The sequence below is a fragment of the Streptomyces sp. NL15-2K genome (assembly GCF_030551255.1).
Lineage (GTDB): Bacteria > Actinomycetota > Actinomycetes > Streptomycetales > Streptomycetaceae > Streptomyces.
In genome coordinates this window covers 1,282,928-1,301,465 of record NZ_CP130630.1, presented here as the reverse complement: position 1 = coordinate 1,301,465, position 18,538 = coordinate 1,282,928, and the positions used below count along the sequence as shown (strand labels likewise).

The following is an 18,538-nucleotide window of genomic DNA, read 5'->3' as shown; positions in this document are numbered from 1 at the left end:
GGGACCTGCGGCCTCTGCACGGTCTTTCTCCCCGCCCACATCCTGAGATCAGAACCCCGATTCAGGAGGTGGACAGTATGTCCCGCACCGTCACCGTGGGCCTCGACGGCTCGTCAGAGAGCGGTGCCGCTGCCGAGTGGGCGGCCCGCGAGGCGAAGTTGCGCGGTTTTCCCCTGCGGCTGGTGCACGTCTGGGAGCCCGTTCCGCAGCCCATGGCGCAGGCTCCGCTGCTCGGTGCCGAGACCCAGCAGCACTGGAGCGAGCGCATCCCGCGCGAGGCCGCCGAGGGACTCCGCCTGCGTCATCCCGGCCTGGACGTGACCGTGGACCACGTCGACGGCGGTCCCGGCGAGGTGCTGACGCGCGTGGCCCAGGATGCCGAACTCCTGGTCCTCGGCTCCCGCGGGCTGAGCGGACTCGGAGGGTTCCTGGTCGGCTCCGTGAGCCAGGACGTCGTTGCCCACACCGAGGTTCCCGTGGTCCTTGTGCGGGCGGGGGAGCAGGCCGCCGACGAGCACGCCATGGACCCGGCCGGCATCCCGTCCGCGGCGACCCCGTTCCGGCCCGTCGTGCTCGGCCTCGACACCGAAAGCCCCGACGACACGGTGATCACCTTCGCCTTCGAGGAGGCCGCCCGTCGGGTCACACCCCTGCGGGTCGTCCACGCCTGGAACCCCCCGCCGTACTTCGCCTACGGCCTGCAAGCCGACCCCCAGCTCAGCACCGAGCTGGGCAAGCAAGAGGCGGCCGCGCTGGCCGAGGTTCTGCACCGCTGGAAGGAGAAGTACCCGGCCGTCGAGGTGGTCGAGGAGTCTGGATGGGGCAGCCCCGCCGTCCAGCTGGTCGACGCCTCGCGCGAGGCCTCCCTCGTCGTCGTGGGCCGTCGCATCCGCCGCAGCGCGCTCGGCGCCCACATCGGCCCGGTCACTCACGCCGTCCTGCACCATTCCACTGCACCCGTCGCCGTCATCGCGCACGACTGACGCTGCCGCTACTCATCGACTCATCGACTCATCGACTCATCGACTCACGAGGAGAAGACATCATGAAGGCAGCGGTCGTACGAGCCTTCGGCGAGCCCCTGGTCATCGAGGAACGGCCCGACCCGGAGCCCGGCCCCGGCCAGGTCCGCGTCCGGGTCGAGGCGTCCGGGCTGTGCCACACCGACATCCACGCCGCCCGCGGCGACTGGCCCGTCAAGCCGAACCCGCCGTTCGTGCCCGGCCACGAGGGCGTGGGCCTGGTGCACAAGCTCGGAGAGGGCGTCACGCATCTCGCCGTCGGGCAGCGGGTCGCCGTGCCCTGGCTGGGCAAGGCCTGCGGGCGGTGCGAGCACTGCCTGTCCGGCTGGGAGACGCTGTGCGAGCAGCAGATCAACACCGGGTACGGCTGTGACGGCGGGTACGCCGAGAAGATGCTGGCCTGGGCTGACTTCGCCCAGGTCGTGCCCCAGGGCATCACCGCCCTCGACGCCGCCCCGCTGACCTGCGCCGGCGTCACCACGTACAAGGCGCTCAAAGTTGCCGAAGTCCGGCCCACCCAGCTCGTCGCGATCTCCGGCGTCGGCGGGCTCGGTCACCTGGCCGTGCAGTACGCGAAGATCGCTGGTGCCCAGGTCGCGGCGATCGACATCACCGACGAGAAGCTCGAACTCGCCGCGGAACTCGGCGCCGACCTCGTCATCGACGCCCGCAAGCACGATCCCGGGGAGGTGCTCAAGCGGTACGGCGGCGCGCACGCGGCCATCGCCCTCGCCGTGAACGACTCCGCGTTCGCCGCCGTCAACTCCGGGCTGCGGCGCGGCGGCAAGCTGGTGATGGTGGCGCTGCCGGCGCACGGCACGGTCCAGGTCCCGATCTTCGACACCGTCCTCAACGGCACGTCCGTGATCGGGTCGATCGTCGGCACGCGGCAGGACCTCGCCGAGGTGTTCCAGCTGCACCAGGCGGGCCGGACCAGGGTGATCTACGAGACCCGCCCGCTGACCTCGGTCAACGAGTCCATCGAGGACGTCCTGCAGGGCCACATCAAGGCCCGGATCGTCTTCGACCTCGGCGCCGGGCGGTGACGACGATGAGGGAACTGCCTCTGGTCGTCGGTGTGGACGGCTCCGAGCCCAGCCTGCGGGCCGTGGACTGGGCGGCCGACGAGGCCGCGCTGCGCGGGGTCCCGCTGCGGGTGGTGTACGCGTCGCTGTGGGAGCGGTACGAGGGCGCCGCACTCGCCGCCGACCTCGGCAAGCCGTCCGAGCAGGTGCGGGCCGACGACATCATCGAGGGCGCGACCCGCCGGGCGCGGGCCCGCCACCCCGGCCTGAAGGTATCGGCCGACGTGCTGCCGGAGGAGCCGGAGTACGCGCTGGTGAGGGAAGGCCGGCACGCCGGCGCCCTGGTCCTGGGCACCCGCGGCCGTAGCGGCATCGCCGAACTGCTGCTCGGTTCGGTGAGCCTGACCGTTGCCGCCCACGCCCACTGCCCGGTGATCGTGCTGCGCGGCAGCCACGACAACCAGGTGACGCCCGCGGTCCGCGGATGCGTCGTCGTGGGCGTCGGCGAGCACTCGGACCCGTCGGCGGCCCTGCGCTTCGCCTTCGAGGCGGCGCGGCGGCGCGGGGTGCCCTTGGAGGCCGTACGAGCCTGGCGACGTCCCGCGCACGAGACCACCGACCATCCGCTGTTGTCCGGCGGGCCCACCCGTGTGTACGAGGAGCAGGCGGCGAAGACGCTGGAAGCGGCGCTGCGCGACGCCCCGGAAGACGTGGAAGTGCGCCGGCGCACCGTCGAAGGCCCCGCCCGCAGGGTGCTCCTGGATGCCTCGCACGAGGCCGATCTGCTCGTCGTCGGCGCTCGCCGACGCGAGGGTCACCTCGGGCTCCAGCTCGGTCGGGTTGCCCACGCGGCCCTGCACCACTCCGCCTGCCCGGTCGCCGTTGTGCCGGAACGGGTCTGAGACAGGGACCGGCTGAACAGGTCGATCAGAGGCTCGCCGCGTGATCGGGGACGTAGGTCCGCAGATCGCGCGGCGGGCGCTCGTAACCGGTCGACGGCGGCCGCTGCGGCAGTTCCAGTACCGGCGGCGGCACTTCCTGGAAAGGCACGGAGTCCAGCAGGTGGGCGATCATGTTCAGCCGGGCCCGGCGCTTGTCGTCGCTCTCGACGACGTACCAGGGTGCCTCCGGGATGTCGGTGTGCACCATCATCTCGTCCTTGGCCCGGGAGTAGGCCTCCCAGCGGGTGAGTGACTCCAGGTCCATCGGGGACAGCTTCCAGCGCCGCAGCGGGTCCTCGAGCCGGCGCCGGAAGCGCTCCTGCTGCTCGGTGTCGCTCACCGAGAACCAGTACTTGCGCAGCAGAATCCCGTCCTCCAGCAGCATCCGCTCGAAGATCGGGCACTGGCGCAGGAAGAGCTGGTACTCCTCCTTGGTGCAAAAGCCCATCACCTGCTCGACTCCGGCGCGGTTGTACCAGCTGCGGTCGAACAGCACGATCTCCCCGGCCGCCGGCAGATGCTCGACGTACCGCTGGAAGTACCACTGGGTGCGCTGGCGTTCGGTCGGCTTGGGCAGGGCGACGATCCGGGTGACGCGGGGGTTGAGATGTTCCGCGACCCGTTTGATCGTGCCGCCCTTGCCGGCCGCATCCCGGCCCTCGAAGACGACGACCAGACGGGCGTCCTCTGCCCGCACCCACTCCTGCAGCTTCACCAACTCCGTCTGCAGGCGCAGTAGTTCCTTCTCGTACGCCTCGCGCGGCACCTTCTCCGCCTTCTTGCCTGCCATGCCGCCTCCACCGCTCGATGACCAGAGGGAGCCACCACGCCCAGGTCGAATGCCAGGACAGCACCGTACTGACCTCCGCGCACCCGCGCACCGTGGCGGGCGGATCCTTGACCTCCCGCACTCGGCATGCCCACTGCGGGCCACCGATTGAGCCCAATGCCTGGTGCAGCAGGGATGCCAGTACGCCCTGTGCGGTGGCCATCAGCAGAACGTGTCCGAGAGCCTGGCCGGCCCAGAGCCAGTCGGCCCGCCGGCCATGGAGTGCGCATGGGGATTCGGTCCAGGAAGTCCTACGGATGAGGGCAGCGGGTGGTATGCCGAGGGCCGAGGTGTCGGTGGTGGACGGACGGTCACGAGGAGCTGGTGTCCGCGCCGATCGGTACCGCAAAGGCGGCGGTGCGCGAGCCGGCGGATGGTCGGCCTCAGTTCTGCCTGAGGCCCGCGTCGCCTGCCACTCGGGTTCGGCTGGTCTCCCGCCGTGGCTCTCGTTGTCTCTGGAGGCGATCGCAGAAGCTCGTTCACTCGCGGTGCGTCATGGTGGCCGGCTCGGGGGAGCCCCCGTGCTCGGAGAGATCGAAGTCCACGTTCACGACACCCTCGACGGCCCGGATCAGACGTGCGGCCACGGGCACCAGGGACGTGTCCCGGATGCGGCCGCTGAGCGTCACGACACCGTCCCGTACCGCCACACGTGCGGCCGACGCCGGAGTGGGGAAGAGGTACGACACCACCTCCCGGCGGACCTCCTCGGCGATCTCGTCGTCGTCGCGCAGGAATACCTTCAGCAGGTCGGCGCGGCTGACGATGCCCTGCAGCACGCCCAACTCGTCGACGACCGGCAGTCGTTTGACCTTGGCGCGTGCCATGGTCCGCGCGGCCTGGGCGAGCGTCGCGTCCGCCTGGACCGTGAGGGCCGGCGAGGTCATCAGTTCCTCGGCGGTCGCCGCGCCGGCCTTCGCGAGGTCGGACAGGCGCCGCAGCTGGGTGTACCGGTCGGGGTCGCTGTCGCGGAACTCCTCCTTGGGCAGTAGGTCTGCCTCGGAGACGACCCCGACGACGCGCCCCTCGCCCTCCAAGACGGGCAGGGCACTGACCTTCCAGTCCTGCATCATCCGCACCATCTCCTTGAAGGCCGCCTTGCGGCCGATGGCGGCGACGGTCTCACTCATGACGTCGCTCACGATGTGAGGGGTGCCGTGCATGATGTCTCCTCGGTGGCTGTTGCTTCGGCTCACAGGGGCGGTCACAGGAGGCTGCCGCTGCCGTATGGCGCGTACAGGTCCAGCAGCCGGGTGCGGGCCGAGCGCAGGCGGTGGGCGAGGACGTCGCCGACCCACTGGGCGACGCTCTGACCGAGTGCGGGATCGTCCTGGCACAGCGAACGGATCGCGGTGGCGTCGAACTCGTACGCCCGCACGGGACTGGTCGCCTCGGCGCCCAGGTGCCAGGTGTGCGGCGCGAACAGCCAGGACCAGCCGACGAGTTCGTTGTGTCCGAGGGTCTCGATGACGGCCGCGCGGCGCCCGGGCACGTGCATGTCGAGGGCAACGGTGCCGGTGCGGATGATCCAGAACCGGTCCGCACGCCGGCCCTCTTCGAAGAGACGGGTTCCCTGGGGGAACGACACCTCCCGGGCGAACTGCATCAACCGGTGCCGGTGCTCTGCGGGCAGCGCCCGCAGCATGCCGGCCGTGGGGGGAGCGTTCATGACGTGCCTCCGCTCAGGGGCGTTCGTACCTGCTACGTCCAGCCTGTCCCCGTCGCCCGTACCGGGCCATGGGCCACCCGGCCCCATGGCCGGGCCGCCCGGTACCCGATGAGAGCCCATGGGCCCCCTGCGCCGGAGCGGGCCCGGCGGTTCGATGAAGGCCACAGAGGAACCGATGGAAGGGGGTGTGCGCCATGGGTACGTCACTGACGCCGGAGTTCGGGAGGCTGTTCGCCATCCTCCTGGTGAGTTCCATGGCGGTCACCTTCGTGCTCAGCGCCGTGCTCGACGCGCTGGCGCTACGGGCGCAGCGGCGCCGCATCCGTCGCCGGTCGGCGCTCACGCGGACGCCCGGAGGGTCGCGCCGACCTGACAGGGCCCTGGCGCGTCGCTGAGCCACGGAAGTCCGCAGGGCGTAGCTCGCGGGACTGAGTGGGGCCGAAAGGTCCACGAAGGGGCTGTACGGCCCCTTCGCGCAAAGCCGTTCCTGCACAACGCTCGAACTAGTGCCGCGACAGGCAACGTTCGCCCTTCAAGGAGCGGCGTCCGGTGCGTGCTCTCGGCGTGCCGGCCGGAAGCCCTCGTACTGGACGTACTTGGGCTTCCGGCCGGTGCGGCGAGTGGGGGCACCTCCCACGCCTTTAGGGCAGTGGGGGAGCGTGCCGGGCGTCGCGACGGGGCGAACGTTGCCTGTCGCGGCACTAGCGAGCCAGCAGGCTCGGACGGAGGAGGTAGACAGTATGCTTCGCCACATCACCGCAGGTGTCGACGGTTCCACCGAGAGTCTCGCGGCCGCGCACTGGGCGGCCCGGGAAGCCCTGCGTCGCGGAGCCTCGTTGCGGCTCGTGCAGGCCTGGAAGTGGCACCCTCGCCCGGCCTCGTCCGTACCCGCGGAACTCAGCGAGCGCGAGTGGGCCCAGCAGACCCTGGACCGAGCAGTCGGCAGCGTCCGTGCCGCGCACCCCGGGCTGCGGATCGTCGACCGGCTGGTGCCCGACTCCGCGGTCGCCGCCCTGCTCGCGGCAGCCGAGGAGGCGCAGCTGTTGGTACTCGGCTCCCGCGGACTCAGAGGAGTCGCGGGGTTCATCATCGGCTCCGTGTCCCAGCGGGTCGTCGCCAGGTCCGAGCGCCCTGTGGTGCTTGTCCGCGCGGGCGAGGCTTCCGCCGACGAGCACCTTCCGGTATCCGGCGGTGTCTCGCCGGATGAAATTCCGGAGATCCCGTTCCGCGATGTCGTCCTCGGGCTGGACACCCGGCGCCCTTGTGACGAACTGATCGAGTTCGCCTTCGAGGCCGCCCACCGCTACGGCGCCGGCCTGCACGTGATCCACGCCTTCAGCGTTCCGTCGGCCGACGGCGGCGACCTTCACGCGGTCACAGGATCCGGTCCGGAGATTCTCGCGGCACAGGAACGTGCCGTCGTCGCGACGCTGCGTCCGTGGTGCGAGAAGTTCCCCGACGTCTCCGTGACCGAGTCCGTCTCCGAAGGCAGGGCGGCCACCGCACTGGTGCGCGCGTCGTCCGGTGCCTCCCTCGTGGTCGTGGGTCGCCGTACACGGGACGGCCGCCTCGGCACCCACATCGGTCCCGTGACGCACGCGGCGCTGCATCACATCGGCTGCCCCGTCGCAGTCGTACCGCATGCCTGAACCGGCTCTCCAAGTGTTCCCCTCGGCACCTGCCCGCGCCTCAGGACCACCGCACCCGCCCGGCCGGAAACCGCTCGGCACCCGCGCTTCGACGGGCCGGAGGCCAACGAGCCCCGCCCACCTACACCGTCTTCGACCAGGCGGAGAACCGGTTGCACACCTGCGAAGCCGTGCTGGTCGGCACTCTGGAGGACTGAACCGTGCGTATCGTCATAGCCCTCGGCGGCAACGCCCTGCTGCGCCGGGGTGATCGCCCCGACGCTGCCGTGCAGCAGGCGAACATCGACCGGGTGGCCACCGCCGTCGCCGGCCTCACCCTGGAACACGAGGTCGTCATCACCCATGGCAACGAGCCGCAGATCGGACTGCTCGCCATGGAGAGCGCGGCCGACCCGGTCCTGACCGCCCCCTGTCCTCTGGACCTGCTGGGTGCCCAGACCGCGGGCCTCATCGGATCGCTGCTGGTCCGGGCCCTGTACGACACGCTGCCCGGCCGCAAGATCGCCGCACTGGTCACCCACACCCTGGTACGGGCCGACGATCCGGCCTTCACGCGGCCCACGAAGCGCGTCGGCCCGGTGTACCCCCGGGACGTCGCCCGCTCCCTGGCTCGAAGGAGCGGCTGGCACATCGCCAAGGACGCCACCGGATGGCGCCAGGTCGTTGCCTCACCGGCGCCCCAGGGGATCGTCGAGACCGAGACCATCCACGACCTGCTCACCTGCGGCGCGCTGGTCATCTGCGCCGGCGGCGGAGGCGTGCCCGTCACCGCGGACACAGACACCGGCGCGTTGACCGGTGTCGAGGCGGTCGTCGACAAGGACCTCACCGCGGCCCTGCTCGCCGAGGAACTCAAGGCCGACTTCCTGCTCATCCTCACCGACGTGCCGAACGTCTACACCGACTACGGCACCCCTCACCAGCACCCCGTCCTGGACGCCACCCCGGACGCCCTGCGCCGCGGCGACTTCCCCGACGGCTCGATGGGCCCCAAGACGGAGGCCGCGGCCCGGTTCGTGGAACGTACCGGAGGCCTGGCCGCGATCGGTTGCCTGGACGCGGCGTACGAGATCCTCCACGGCAGGTCGGGGACGCTGGTCCGCCCCGAGCTGTCCCTCGGCTGAGGTCCGTCAGGGCGGGCCGGTGGGCCGAACGGCCCTACGGCCCGGGGACGGACGGCACCGTTCACAGGCCTGTCCGGCACTGCCCGCAAGCACGGCGGAAGACAAGTATCGGCAGTGAGAAACGAACGAATGCGACCAGGGAGAGGACATCCGGCGATGACCACGACGGTGACAGTTGGCAGCCGAAGGGCCGAGGCATGGCGAGGCTTCGCCGGGACACGCTGGCGCGACCGCATCGACGTACGCGACTTCATCCAGGCCAACTACACGCCGTACGAGGGCGACTCGGCGTTCCTGGCCGGTCCGACCGAGCGCACCCTCACGGTCTGGCGCAAGGTCAGCGCGCACTTCCCCGACGAGCGGCTCAAGGGGATCTTCGACGTAGACCCGGGCACTCCGTCCACCATCACCTCGCACCGGCCGGGCTTCATCGACCGCGACCGGGAGCTGATCGTGGGCCTGCAGACCGATGCCCCGCTGCGGCGGGCCATCATGCCCAACGGCGGGCTGCGGATGGTCGAGAACAGTCTGGAGGCGTACGGCTACAAGGCCGACCCCTTCGTGACACGCGTCTTCGGCACCTACCGCAAGACCCACAACGACGGCGTCTTCGACGCCTACACCCCTGAGATGCGCGCCGCCCGCAAGGCGGGCATCATCACCGGCTTGCCCGACGCGTACGGCCGTGGCCGGATCATCGGCGACTACCGGCGCGTCGCGCTGTACGGCACCGACCGGCTGATCGAGTCCAAGCAGGCCGAGCGTGCTGTGCTGGACGCGCGGCTCTCCAGCCCGGACGTCATCCGCGACCGCGAGGAACTGGCCGAGCAGATACGGGCGCTGGGTGAACTGGCGGAGATGGCGGCCTGGTACGGCTGCGACGTCTCCCGCCCCGCCGCCACCGCCCACGAGGCCGTGCAGTGGCTCTACCTCGGCTTCCTGGCCGCCGTGAAGGAGCAGAACGGCGCCGCGATGTCGCTCGGCCGCACCTCCACCTTCCTGGACGTCTACCTCCAGCGCGACCTGGACGAGGGCACCCTCGACGAGACGCGCGCCCAGGAGCTGATCGACGACTTCGTGATCAAGCTGCGGATCGTACGGTTCCTGCGCACCCCGGAGTACGACGCGCTGTTCTCCGGCGACCCGACCTGGGTGACGGAGTCCATCGGCGGCATCGGCGGCGACGGGCGCACACTGGTCACCCGAACCTCCTTCCGCTTCCTGCAGACGCTGTACAACCTCGGCCCGGCCCCGGAGCCCAACCTGACCGTGCTGTGGTCACCCCAACTGCCGTCCGGGTTCAAGGAGTTCTGCGCCCGCGTGTCGATCGACACCAGCGCCGTGCAGTACGAGTCCGACGACCTGCTGCGCCCGCGCACCGGCGACGACACCGCGATCGCCTGCTGCGTCTCCGCGATGACGGTGGGCCGGCAGATGCAGTTCTTCGGCGCCCGCGTCAACCTCGCCAAGGCGCTGCTGTACGCGATCAACGGCGGCCGGGACGAGATGACCGGCGAACAGATCGCGCCCGAGGCGCCCGCCCTGACCGGCGAGTACCTGGAGTACGGGGAGCTGTCGGCCGCGTACGACCGCATGCTGGACTGGCTGGCGGCCACGTACGTCAACACGCTCAACGTCATCCACTACATGCACGACAAGTACGCCTACGAGCGCATCGAGATGGCGTTGCACAACCACCCGGTGTACCGCTACATGGCCTGCGGGATCGCCGGCCTGTCGGTGGCCGCCGACAGCCTCTCCGCCGTCAAGCACGCCCGCGTGAAGGTGATCCGGGACGGGAACGGGCTGGCCGTCGACTACGGGACCGAGGGGGAGTTCCCGGCGTACGGCAACAACGACGACCGGGTCGACTCCATCGCCGTCGACCTCTTGAAGTCCTTCATGACCAAGGTTCGCCGCCACCCCACCTACCGCAATGCCGAGCACACCCAGTCGGTGCTGACCATCACCTCCAACGTGGTGTACGGCAAGCACACCGGCAACACCCCCGACGGCCGCCGTGCCGGGGAGCCCTTCGCGCCCGGCGCCAACCCGATGAACGGCCGCGACCGCCACGGCGTGGCCGCCTCCGCCCTCTCGGTGGCGAAACTGCCGTACGAGGAGGCCCGGGACGGCATCTCGCTGACCACGACGATCACCCCCGAGGGACTGGGGCACAACCCGGACGAGCGGCCGGGCCACCTGGTCGGCATCCTCGACGCCTACATGGCCTCGGGCGGCTTCCACATGAACGTCAACGTCCTGGACCGGGCGACCCTGGAGGACGCCATGGAACACCCGCAGAAGCACCCGGAGCTGACGATCAGGGTTTCCGGATACGCCGTCAACTTCGTCCGCCTGACCCGCGAGCAGCAGCTTGACGTGATCAGCCGCACCTTCCACGGATCGCTGTGAACACCACGACCGAACCGGTGACGGGCCGGATCCACTCCTGGGACCTGTCCACGGGAGTGGACGGTCCCGGGACCCGGTTCGTCCTCTTCGTCAGCGGCTGCCCGCTGCGCTGCCTGTACTGCGCCAACCCGGACACCTGGCACATGCGCGACGGCAAGCAGGCCACGGTGGACGAGGTCATGACCGAGATCGACGAGTACCGGGCCTTCCTCACCACGGCCGGTGGCGGGGTGACCATCACGGGCGGCGAGCCGCTGCTCCAGTCCGCCTTCACCGGCGAGGTGCTGCGCCGCTGCAAGGAGGCCGGCCTGCACACCGCCCTCGACACCTCCGGCTTCCTCGGCGCCCGCGCCACCGACGAGCTTCTCGCCGACACCGACCTGGTCCTGCTGGACATCAAGTCCTTCGATGTCCGCATCTACCGGAAGTTGACCGGAGGCGAACTCTCCCCGACCCTCAACTTCGCCACCCGCCTGGACCGGATCGGCGTCCCGATGTGGATCCGCTACGTCCTCGTGCCCGGCTGGACCGACGACCCGGCAGCCGTCGACAGCCTCGGCGCGTTCCTCGCCGGACTCGGCAACGTCGACCGCGTGGACGTTCTGCCGTTCCACAAGCTCGGCGCCCACAAGTACGACGCGCTCGGCATCCCCTTCCCGCTGCGCGACACCCCGACCCCCGATCCGGACCTGACGGAGCGCGTCCGCGAGCAGTTCCGGGAGCACGGCCTGCGGGCACTGTGATGGTGTGCCCGTGCTCAGCACGCGGCGGAGAGCTCTCGCTATGACGGCGGTTTCGCCTCCCCCTGCGCGGCCTCCAAGTCGGCCAGCAGCTCGGCCTGCCCGGCCAGGACGCCGGACAGGATGGTGCGGGCGACCCGGAGCAGCTCGGCGACGTGCGGGCTGGTGAGGGAGTAGTACACGTGCGAGCCCTCCTTGCGGTTCACGACCAGGTTGGCTCGGCGCAGCACGGCCAGTTGCTGGGACAGATGCGCCGGCTCGATGCCGACCTCGGGCAGCATCTCCGCGACCGCGTGCTCCCGCTCGCTCAGCAGCTCCAGCACGCGGATGCGGGCCGGGTGCCCGAGCGTCTTGAAGAACTCGGCCTTCAGTTGGTACAGCGGCGTACTCATAGTGCCGTCCCCTCCCGGGCACAACAGCGCGGCCCCGTCGGCCGGACCCCGGAGCATCGCGTCCACCTCGTCAGCAACATGCGGACCATCCTCGCGCGCGGCTCCGGGACGGCCGAACTCGGACTGCCTTCGGCACGGTGGTGACTCGCGCCGAACGGGAGACAGACCCCCGCTGAGCCGGTCAGACCTTCTTGACCACCCTGGACTTCAGCTGCATCGCGCCGAACCCGTCGACCTTGCAGTCGATGTCGTGGCCGTCCACCCCGTCGACGAGGCGAATGCTGCGGACCTTGGTGCCCGCCTTGATTCCGGTCGGGCTGCCCTTGACCTTCAGGCTCTTGATCACCGTCACGGTGTCGCCGTCGGCCAGGACATTGCCGACCGCGTCCTTGACCACCTTGCCTTCGGTGTCGCTCGCCGGTTCCACACCTGGCGACCACTCGTGCCCGCACTCCGGGCAGACCAGCAGCGCGCCCATCACGTACGTGTACTCACCGGAACACTCGGGGCAAGGAGGAAGGGTTTCACTCATCACAGATGTCTTTCAGTCGTGGGTTGCTCGATACGTCCGTCAGGAAGGCCAGCCGTCGGTACGCCATGCCTGCTGCGGCTCCTCGGCGGCTGACACAGGCCGGGTGTGGGCGGCGAGGGCTGCCACCAGGTCGCTGTGGACCGGGATGTCCGGGCAGTTGCCTGCCGGCACCAGGGGGCCGTCGGCGGGGATCGCTGCGAGTTCCAGCCGCCGACCGCTGCTGGCCAGGTGGCGGGCGGCCTCGGTGATGGCCAGTTGGCCCTCGGCCGACCAGCCGCGCAGCTCGGTCAGGTCGACGATGACCGGTCCGCTGCCGCGCGCGACGACCCAGCCGACTGCCCCGCTGAAGCGGCGCACGGCCTCCGGGCCGAGGTATCCGGCGACGGAGAGGACGCCGAAGCCACGCTCGATGGTGTAACGCCACTCGATGGTCATGACAGTGAACTCCTTGCCCGAGCTGCCCGTCACAGGGGCAGGGTGATCCAGATGCTCTTACCACCGCCGTCGGCGTCGGCCCGGACGACGGCAGTTCCACCTAGGCCGAGGGTGAGCTCCATGACGGTCCCGAGACCGCCGGCTCCCGTTCCGCCGGCCGACGCGTACAGCCGCGGCTGGTACGGATGGCGGTCGTGGACGGCGAAGGCGAGGCAGTCCCTGCCTGCCGCGTATATGACGGTGACCTGCGGGGAGCGGACGGCGGCGTGCCGGACGCTGTTGGTGACCAACTCGCCGAGGATCAGCAGCGCCGGGTCCACCGTGGGATGGCGCAGGCCAACACCCCACTCGACCAGCGCCTGTTCGGCGGTCTCGCGGGCGAGGCGGACAGCGGACGGCTCGGCGGGCAGAGTAAGCACGTGCCGGTAAGGCAGCGCTGCCAATTGCGTGGGCTGCGTGGACATCATCGCTCCGTGCCCTGGGCGAGACGGAACCCGCTGACGGTCTGTGGCCGGATGCTCAATACGGTGTCGTGCGGGCCGTGCGTCCAACCGGCCGGCGTGCGGCGATGGTGCGCCGCCTCGTCCGCGTCGGTGATCACCTCGGCGGACCCGGCCGCGGTGACCGTCCAGCCGGTGCCGGTCGCGGCGCGGACCTCGTCCACGTGATAGGTCACCGTCGCCGGGACCGCGACGGCCTGCACCGGGGTTCGGACGATCAGCCTGCCGTACCGCCACACATGCCGGGCGGGCCGCACGACGGCCTGCTCCCGCTGCACAAGCACCAACCGGCCCAGCGCCGACCCTTCCAGCAGCCACAGCGCCTCCGCGCCGGAGACCTCGATCATGCGCAAGGCTGCGGGCGTCGTGCTCATCGGACCGCCTCCTCGCCGATCTCGGTGGGCTTCGGTCCACTCATCTGGACGGGAATCGCGGGCACGACCCCGGCCGTCTCCAGGTGACCGCGGGCTGCGCGGATCGCCTCGGGCGTGGTGGCGTGATCCTTGCCCTCATGGGACAGCAGGTCGAGGGTGCCGACGGAGTCGAGGACCTGGCGCTGGCTGGAGCGGATACCGGAGGCCAGGACGAGGATGCCGCGCCTCCGCAGCTTCTCGACGGCGTCCTTGAGGACGAGGGCGCCGGTGGCGTCCATGGTCGACACTCGCGACATGCGCAGGATGACGACCCGTACGTCGGCCACCTCGGTCAGCTCCAGCAGAAAGCGGTGCGCGGCGGCGAAGAACAGCGGCCCGTCGATGCGGTAGGCGACGATGTGCTCGGCGAGCAGGGCGTGTTCCTCGGCGCTGTGGTCGCCGCGATCGAGCGGGACCTGGTCGAAGCGGGCCTGCTTGGCCACGGCGCGCAGGGCGAGGGCACCCGCGACGATCAGGCCGATGATCACCGCGTACACGAGGTCCAGGGCCAGGGTCGCGACCGCGGTGAGGACGAGGATCAGCGCATCCGAGCGGGTGGCCTTGGCCATCGCCCTGAGCGAGCCGACCTCGACCATGCGGACCGCGGTGGCCAGCAGCACGCCGGCGAGGGCGGCGAGCGGGATCTTGGAGACCATGGGCGCCGCGGCGAAGACGATCACGGCGAGGATCGCGGCATGAGTCAGGGCGGCCAGCCGGGAGCCGGCGCCCGTACGGACGTTGACCGCGGTCCGGGCGATCGCACCGGTCGCGGGCACCCCGCCGAACAGCGGGGCCGCGATATTGGCCAGCCCCTGACCGAACAGCTCGCGATCAGGGTCGTGCTTCTGCCCCACGGTCATGCCGTCCGCCACCGAGGCGGACAGCAGGGACTCCAGGGCCGCGAGCGCTGCCACGGCCACGGCCGGGGCGAGCAGGGTGCCGAGCGCACCGATGTCAAGGAAGCCGAGCGTGGGCGCGGGCAGCCCGGACGGAAGGTCACCGATCGGCTGCGCCGCGTCCAGGCCCGCTACCTGGGCCACGACCGTGGCCGCGACGACCGCGAGGATGGAGAACGGGAGGGCCGGCCGCCAGCGGGCGCCCACCAGCATGACCGCGGCCACCGCGACCGCGAAACCGACCGCCGTCCAGTTCGGGTCCTTGGCGAATTCCTCGACGGCCCGCCAGGTCACCACCAGCACGCGGTCGCCCTCGGGCCTGGGCACGCCGAGCGCGTTCGGGACCTGCTGCAGTCCGATCACGCAGGCGATGCCCAGCGTGAAGCCCTCCACCACGGGCGCGGGCACGTACTGCATGTACTTGCCGGCGCGCAGGGCGGCCAGCGCCACGAGCATGACGCCGGCCATCAGGCCGACGGTCAGCACGCCGGTCGGACCGTACTCGCCGACGATCGGAACCAGCACCACGGTCATGGCCCCGGTGGGCCCGGACACCTGGAGATTGGACCCGCCGAACAGCGCGGCCAGGGCGCCGGCGACCACGGCGGTCGCCAGTCCGGCCTCTGCGCCCAGACCGGAAGAGACGCCGAAGCCGAGCGCGAGGGGCAGCGCCACGATCGCCACGGTCAGGCCCGCGAGCAGATCCCGGCGCGGGTCGCGGCGCATCTCCGCCAGATCCGCGCGGCCGGGCAGGAGTGCGCTGATCCGGGACAGGGCCCGGCTGATGCCCGAGGTCATCGCGGGGCGACCTCGGCTTCCCGCAGCTCGGCCAGCAGCTCGTTCCGGCCCGCGAGCATCTCGGTCAGGATCCGGCGCGCGGCCCGCATCAGGTCGGCGACATCTCCGCCGGCCAGTGCGTAGACGACCGTCGAGCCCTCCCGCTGCGAGGTCACGATTCCGGAGCGGCGCAGCACCGCCAGCTGCTGGGACAGGCCGGACGGCTCCACCTCGATCTCCGCCAGAAGGTTCCGCACCGGCTTCGGACCGTCCTGCAGCAGTTCCAGCACCCTTATCCGGACGGGATGCCCCAGCATCCGGAAGAACTCGGCCTTGGCCTGGTACAGCGGAACGGACACGACCCCTCGGCTTCCCTTACTCACCCACCCGCCCCGATCGGGTGAACACGACGGCGCTGCGCCCACGGCTACCGGCGGAGCGGACACAGTGGCCCCAGCATCTATGTACTTGCGAAATTTTGCAATTCAGATATCCGACAGTGGCGTGCAGCTCTGGAAATGGGGCTCACTCACCAGGCGAGCCGAGTGGCCCGAAGTAGGCAGCTCGCATGATCTCCTGCATGTCGTCGAGCATCGGCATCCGTGGGTTGGCGGGCGCGCACTGGTCCTCGTAGGCGTTGAGCGCCTGCTCGGGAAGCGCGTCGAGGAAGGTGCGCTCGTTGACGCCAAGGGCCTGGAACGACGGCTCGATGCCCACCGCGTCCCGGAGGCTCTCCACCGCGCGGGCGAGCGACTCCACCCCCTCGGTCGGCGTGGCGGCGGGCAGGCCGAGGGTGCGGGCGATGTCCTGGAAGCGTTCGGGGGCCCGGTAGTTCTCGTATCTTGGCCAACCCGTCAGCTTCGTCGGGACGGTGCCGTTGTAGCGGATGACGTGCGGCAGCAGAACCTGGTCCGACACGGAGGAGGTGACCCTCGTCTTTCCCGGGCCCGACGCACACATCCGCCACACCGAGCATGGTCGTGGAAGAGCCCCTGAGCCTGCGCAGCCGAGCACGGACGAGTCTGACGAGCCGAGGCACGCCGAGCCGGGCGGGCCCTCATTTGGCAGGCGGCCCAATCCGGGTGACATCGGCCGGCGCGTAGCTGCCGCACGCACACGCCAGGGACTGACCCGGGCAGAGACGGCCCGGCGCGCCGGAATGGCGCCGGAGTACCTCGCGTACCTCGAAGAACAGCCGGCCGATACGACCATGGCGACTCTCATCAGCTTGGCTGCCGCGCTGGGAACCAGCGTCACCGCACTGCGTGGGGGCGGCATCGATCTGCCGCCCGGCCAGGGCCAGGCACTCCTGCGTCCTCAGCTGGGGGATCTGGGCTCCGACGAATGTCGCGCCCGGCTCGCCACGCACCGTATGGGACGCGTCGCGGTGTCGACACCCGACGGCCCGGCAGTGGTTCCGGTGAACTACGACGTCATCGGCGATGAGATCGTGTTCCGGACCGCACCGGACTCCCTCCCAGCGGCGGCCGTGGATTCGCAGGTCGCTTTTGATGTCGACCATGTGGAAGAGGCCATGAGCCAGGGATGGAGCGTGCTCGTCGTCGGGCTCGCGCGAGTGGTCGCCGAGCCCGACGCGGTGCAGAGGCTGGTCGATCGCGCCCACACCACGCCGTGGCCAGGAGGAGAACGCGACATGTGGGTGTCGATCCAGCCCACGCGCATCACGGGGCGCCGCATTACTTCGGTCGAGCAGTGATTCAGGACTGTGCTCGACCCCGAAACCGCGCAGTGACGCACGCCGATGCCGGTCCTCTGCCTGCCGCCTCCGTCGCGGGCCCGCACTGCCCAACCTTCACCGCGCGTGCCCCGGTCCGGTCGGAGGGGTGGACTCGCCGGTGAGGTGGGGTTCGACCTCCACGACGACGGACCGTACGAGGCGCACAGCAACGGAGATGAGCGAAGTATCGCAAAGGTGTCCACGGAGGGTGACGACTCCCTCGTGCACGTTCACGTGGATGGCGTGGCTGAAGGCCGGGAAGAGGTAGGACACTACCGTGCGGCGCACCTCCTCCTCGATGTCCTGGTCCGACCGCAGGAAGACCTTCAACAGATCGGCACGGCTGACGATGCCCTGGAGCATGCCGATGTCGTCGACCACGGGCAGACGCTTCACGTGCCTGACCGCCATGATCCTGGCCGTCTGGGCCAAGGTGACATCAGGATGGACCATGATCGCGGGGGTGGTCATGAGCTCCTCGGCCGTCACAGCCCCCGCCTTGGCGACATCGGACAGACGCCCGCGTTGCTCGAAGAGACCCGGTGGGGCGTCATGATGCAGCCAACTCACCTCTGCGGCCTTTGCTTGGCAGGTTCAGTCAGCCCTCAAGGGCATCGGCGAGACTCACGACGGGGCAGCCGAGCGCAGCCCGAGCTGCAGGCATGCGCCGCCGCAATCACAAGGCGACTCCGAACAGGTTCAGGTGGATGATGCTGAAAGGGGGATGAAAGAGGAGCGAGAGATGAGCAGCATGATCAAGCGGATCCCCGGATCGCCCCCAGTGCCCGATCTGCCTGACTGGGACGAGGCAGGATTCCCCGCACTGAACACAGCTCCGGCAACGCAGGGTATCCACGTCGAAGAGCGCCTGACGGAAGGGACGTACGAGCTGCGGGCGGAGCTGCCGGGAATGGACCCCGACAAGGACATCGAGATCACCGTCGCAAACGGTGTCCTGACGCTGCGCGCCGAGCATCGTGAGACCACGAAGAGGCACCCCGCCCACGTCCGCTACGGCCACTTCGAACGACTGCCGACCGGGGCGCAGCACGACGCAGCGACGGCGGAGTACAGGGACGGTGTTCTGACCATCACGGTCCCGGTACCGGAGGCGACGGCGGACGCCACGGCCATCCCGCCGCCGCACGCCTGAGCCCCGCTCCCGCCCCGCAGCGGGGCCTGTACCTGACCGCGTCCTCCGGAGGCTGCGCGCTCACGATATTGGGGTCGCCGTCACGGAACTCCTCCTTTGGCAGCAGATCGGCCTCGGAGAGCACGCCGATGACTCGCCCTTCACCCTCCAGGACCGGCATGGCACTGACCTTCCACTGCTCCAGGTCCGGACGATCTCCTTGAAGGGCGCGTTACGTCCCACGGCCACGACCGTCTGAGTCATCACATCGCTCCCGACGTGCGGGGTCTGCGGCACTTCAAGGCACCT

General features: G+C 70.2%; 20 protein-coding genes and 3 pseudogenes. 10 read left to right on the top strand and 13 right to left on the bottom strand.

Annotation, left to right across the window (positions count from 1 at the left end):
• Positions 1 to 77: 77 nt before the first annotated feature.
• From Q4V64_RS05180 to Q4V64_RS05170, 3 genes are all read left to right on the top strand, one after another.
• Positions 78 to 983 carry a universal stress protein gene (locus Q4V64_RS05180; RefSeq protein ID WP_124436498.1) on the top strand — a complete coding sequence of 302 codons (906 nt, stop codon included), beginning with the start codon at positions 78 to 80 and terminating at the stop codon, positions 981 to 983.
• 62 nt (positions 984 to 1,045) lie between these two features.
• A complete protein-coding gene (locus tag Q4V64_RS05175; protein WP_124436497.1) occupies positions 1,046 to 2,068 on the top strand; it encodes a zinc-dependent alcohol dehydrogenase in 1,023 nt (340 codons plus the stop codon).
• A gap of 5 nt (positions 2,069 to 2,073) precedes the next feature.
• Positions 2,074 to 2,949, top strand: a complete 876-nt coding sequence (locus Q4V64_RS05170; RefSeq protein ID WP_124436496.1) for a universal stress protein — start codon at positions 2,074 to 2,076, stop codon at positions 2,947 to 2,949.
• Between the two features lie 25 nt (positions 2,950 to 2,974).
• Here Q4V64_RS05170 and ppk2 read toward each other — a convergent pair whose 3' ends face one another.
• From ppk2 to Q4V64_RS05155, 3 genes are all read right to left on the bottom strand, one after another.
• The gene (ppk2, locus tag Q4V64_RS05165; protein ID WP_124436495.1) at positions 2,975 to 3,778 is read right to left on the bottom strand and encodes a polyphosphate kinase 2; all 804 of its coding nucleotides are present in this window, start codon (positions 3,776 to 3,778) and stop codon (positions 2,975 to 2,977) included.
• A gap of 518 nt (positions 3,779 to 4,296) precedes the next feature.
• Entirely contained in the window at positions 4,297 to 4,980 is a 684-nt protein-coding gene (locus Q4V64_RS05160; RefSeq protein WP_124436494.1) for a CBS domain-containing protein, read from the bottom strand.
• A 41-nt stretch (positions 4,981 to 5,021) separates the two neighbouring features.
• Positions 5,022 to 5,486, bottom strand: coding sequence for a cyclic nucleotide-binding domain-containing protein (locus tag Q4V64_RS05155; protein ID WP_124436493.1), 465 nt, complete (start codon positions 5,484 to 5,486; stop codon positions 5,022 to 5,024).
• A gap of 194 nt (positions 5,487 to 5,680) precedes the next feature.
• Here Q4V64_RS05155 and Q4V64_RS05150 point away from each other — a divergent pair, with 194 nt between their 5' ends.
• The 5 genes from Q4V64_RS05150 to pflA all read left to right on the top strand — a co-directional run bounded on the left by Q4V64_RS05150 (position 5,681) and on the right by pflA (position 11,417).
• The gene (locus tag Q4V64_RS05150) at positions 5,681 to 5,881 is read left to right on the top strand and encodes a hypothetical protein (protein ID WP_124436492.1); all 201 of its coding nucleotides are present in this window, start codon (positions 5,681 to 5,683) and stop codon (positions 5,879 to 5,881) included.
• Positions 5,882 to 6,226: 345 nt separating this feature from the next.
• Positions 6,227 to 7,135 (top strand): universal stress protein, encoded by a 909-nt coding sequence (locus Q4V64_RS05145; RefSeq protein WP_124436490.1) that lies wholly within the window; start codon positions 6,227 to 6,229, stop codon positions 7,133 to 7,135.
• A 200-nt stretch (positions 7,136 to 7,335) separates the two neighbouring features.
• Positions 7,336 to 8,259, top strand: a complete 924-nt coding sequence (locus tag Q4V64_RS05140; protein ID WP_124436489.1) for a carbamate kinase — start codon at positions 7,336 to 7,338, stop codon at positions 8,257 to 8,259.
• Positions 8,260 to 8,415: 156 nt separating this feature from the next.
• Positions 8,416 to 10,674 (top strand): formate C-acetyltransferase, encoded by a 2,259-nt coding sequence (pflB, locus tag Q4V64_RS05135; RefSeq protein ID WP_124436488.1) that lies wholly within the window; start codon positions 8,416 to 8,418, stop codon positions 10,672 to 10,674.
• The gene (pflA, locus tag Q4V64_RS05130) at positions 10,671 to 11,417 is read left to right on the top strand and encodes a pyruvate formate-lyase-activating protein (RefSeq protein ID WP_172628923.1); all 747 of its coding nucleotides are present in this window, start codon (positions 10,671 to 10,673) and stop codon (positions 11,415 to 11,417) included. The genes pflB and pflA overlap by 4 nt, the downstream gene beginning before the upstream one ends.
• Before the next feature lie 38 nt (positions 11,418 to 11,455).
• Here pflA and Q4V64_RS05125 read toward each other — a convergent pair whose 3' ends face one another.
• The 8 genes and pseudogenes from Q4V64_RS05125 to Q4V64_RS05090 form a co-directional block, all read right to left on the bottom strand.
• On the bottom strand, positions 11,456 to 11,806 hold the full coding sequence (locus Q4V64_RS05125) for a metalloregulator ArsR/SmtB family transcription factor (RefSeq protein WP_124436487.1): 351 nt from the start codon (positions 11,804 to 11,806) through the stop codon (positions 11,456 to 11,458).
• A gap of 181 nt (positions 11,807 to 11,987) precedes the next feature.
• Positions 11,988 to 12,338 carry a zinc ribbon domain-containing protein YjdM gene (locus tag Q4V64_RS05120; RefSeq protein ID WP_124436486.1) on the bottom strand — a complete coding sequence of 117 codons (351 nt, stop codon included), beginning with the start codon at positions 12,336 to 12,338 and terminating at the stop codon, positions 11,988 to 11,990.
• Positions 12,339 to 12,377: 39 nt separating this feature from the next.
• Complete coding sequence (locus tag Q4V64_RS05115) at positions 12,378 to 12,773, bottom strand: anti-sigma factor antagonist (protein WP_124436485.1); 396 nt, start codon at positions 12,771 to 12,773, stop codon at positions 12,378 to 12,380.
• Between the two features lie 29 nt (positions 12,774 to 12,802).
• Positions 12,803 to 13,237, bottom strand: a complete 435-nt coding sequence (locus Q4V64_RS05110; protein WP_124436484.1) for an ATP-binding protein — start codon at positions 13,235 to 13,237, stop codon at positions 12,803 to 12,805.
• Complete coding sequence (locus Q4V64_RS05105; protein WP_124436483.1) at positions 13,237 to 13,647, bottom strand: pyridoxamine 5'-phosphate oxidase family protein; 411 nt, start codon at positions 13,645 to 13,647, stop codon at positions 13,237 to 13,239. Before Q4V64_RS05105 ends, Q4V64_RS05110 begins: the two co-directional genes overlap by 1 nt.
• Positions 13,644 to 15,380: a SulP family inorganic anion transporter gene (locus tag Q4V64_RS05100; protein ID WP_303709036.1), complete on the bottom strand. Its 1,737-nt coding sequence runs from the start codon at positions 15,378 to 15,380 to the stop codon at positions 13,644 to 13,646. The genes Q4V64_RS05105 and Q4V64_RS05100 overlap by 4 nt, the downstream gene beginning before the upstream one ends.
• Complete coding sequence (locus Q4V64_RS05095) at positions 15,377 to 15,718, bottom strand: metalloregulator ArsR/SmtB family transcription factor (RefSeq protein ID WP_124437485.1); 342 nt, start codon at positions 15,716 to 15,718, stop codon at positions 15,377 to 15,379. Before Q4V64_RS05095 ends, Q4V64_RS05100 begins: the two co-directional genes overlap by 4 nt.
• Before the next feature lie 166 nt (positions 15,719 to 15,884).
• Positions 15,885 to 16,274, bottom strand: a pseudogene (locus Q4V64_RS05090) (iron-containing alcohol dehydrogenase); the annotation flags it as partial.
• Here Q4V64_RS05090 and Q4V64_RS05085 point away from each other — a divergent pair.
• On the top strand, positions 16,246 to 17,076 hold the full coding sequence (locus Q4V64_RS05085; RefSeq protein ID WP_124437484.1) for a pyridoxamine 5'-phosphate oxidase family protein: 831 nt from the start codon (positions 16,246 to 16,248) through the stop codon (positions 17,074 to 17,076). The pseudogene Q4V64_RS05090 and the gene Q4V64_RS05085 sit on opposite strands and share 29 nt — an antisense overlap.
• A 96-nt stretch (positions 17,077 to 17,172) precedes the next feature.
• Here Q4V64_RS05085 and Q4V64_RS05080 read toward each other — a convergent pair.
• Positions 17,173 to 17,634: pseudogene (locus Q4V64_RS05080) on the bottom strand (CBS domain-containing protein); the annotation flags it as partial.
• Between the two features lie 205 nt (positions 17,635 to 17,839).
• On the opposite strand from Q4V64_RS05080, the gene Q4V64_RS05075 reads away from it, so the two are divergent.
• The gene (locus Q4V64_RS05075; RefSeq protein ID WP_124437482.1) at positions 17,840 to 18,250 is read left to right on the top strand and encodes an Hsp20/alpha crystallin family protein; all 411 of its coding nucleotides are present in this window, start codon (positions 17,840 to 17,842) and stop codon (positions 18,248 to 18,250) included.
• Between the two features lie 67 nt (positions 18,251 to 18,317).
• Here Q4V64_RS05075 and Q4V64_RS54755 read toward each other — a convergent pair.
• Positions 18,318 to 18,526 (bottom strand): annotated as a pseudogene (locus Q4V64_RS54755) (CBS domain-containing protein); the annotation flags it as partial.
• Between the last annotated feature and the right edge of the window lie 12 nt (positions 18,527 to 18,538).

Coding starts and splice junctions, on each gene's coding strand:
- Q4V64_RS05120 (WP_124436486.1), bottom strand. CDS start 12,338: ATGAGTGAAACCCTTCCTCCTTGCCCCGAGTGTTCCGGTGAGTACACG.
- Q4V64_RS05160 (WP_124436494.1), bottom strand. CDS start 4,980: ATGCACGGCACCCCTCACATCGTGAGCGACGTCATGAGTGAGACCGTC.
- Q4V64_RS05075 (WP_124437482.1), top strand. CDS start 17,840: ATGAGCAGCATGATCAAGCGGATCCCCGGATCGCCCCCAGTGCCCGAT.
- Q4V64_RS05150 (WP_124436492.1), top strand. CDS start 5,681: ATGGGTACGTCACTGACGCCGGAGTTCGGGAGGCTGTTCGCCATCCTC.
- Q4V64_RS05155 (WP_124436493.1), bottom strand. CDS start 5,486: ATGAACGCTCCCCCCACGGCCGGCATGCTGCGGGCGCTGCCCGCAGAG.
- Q4V64_RS05145 (WP_124436490.1), top strand. CDS start 6,227: ATGCTTCGCCACATCACCGCAGGTGTCGACGGTTCCACCGAGAGTCTC.
- Q4V64_RS05105 (WP_124436483.1), bottom strand. CDS start 13,647: ATGAGCACGACGCCCGCAGCCTTGCGCATGATCGAGGTCTCCGGCGCG.
- Q4V64_RS05100 (WP_303709036.1), bottom strand. CDS start 15,380: ATGACCTCGGGCATCAGCCGGGCCCTGTCCCGGATCAGCGCACTCCTG.
- Q4V64_RS05125 (WP_124436487.1), bottom strand. CDS start 11,806: ATGAGTACGCCGCTGTACCAACTGAAGGCCGAGTTCTTCAAGACGCTC.
- Q4V64_RS05110 (WP_124436484.1), bottom strand. CDS start 13,237: ATGTCCACGCAGCCCACGCAATTGGCAGCGCTGCCTTACCGGCACGTG.
- Q4V64_RS05085 (WP_124437484.1), top strand. CDS start 16,246: ATGACGTGCGGCAGCAGAACCTGGTCCGACACGGAGGAGGTGACCCTC.
- Q4V64_RS05180 (WP_124436498.1), top strand. CDS start 78: ATGTCCCGCACCGTCACCGTGGGCCTCGACGGCTCGTCAGAGAGCGGT.
- Q4V64_RS05175 (WP_124436497.1), top strand. CDS start 1,046: ATGAAGGCAGCGGTCGTACGAGCCTTCGGCGAGCCCCTGGTCATCGAG.
- ppk2 (WP_124436495.1), bottom strand. CDS start 3,778: ATGGCAGGCAAGAAGGCGGAGAAGGTGCCGCGCGAGGCGTACGAGAAG.
- pflB (WP_124436488.1), top strand. CDS start 8,416: ATGACCACGACGGTGACAGTTGGCAGCCGAAGGGCCGAGGCATGGCGA.
- Q4V64_RS05170 (WP_124436496.1), top strand. CDS start 2,074: ATGAGGGAACTGCCTCTGGTCGTCGGTGTGGACGGCTCCGAGCCCAGC.
- Q4V64_RS05115 (WP_124436485.1), bottom strand. CDS start 12,773: ATGACCATCGAGTGGCGTTACACCATCGAGCGTGGCTTCGGCGTCCTC.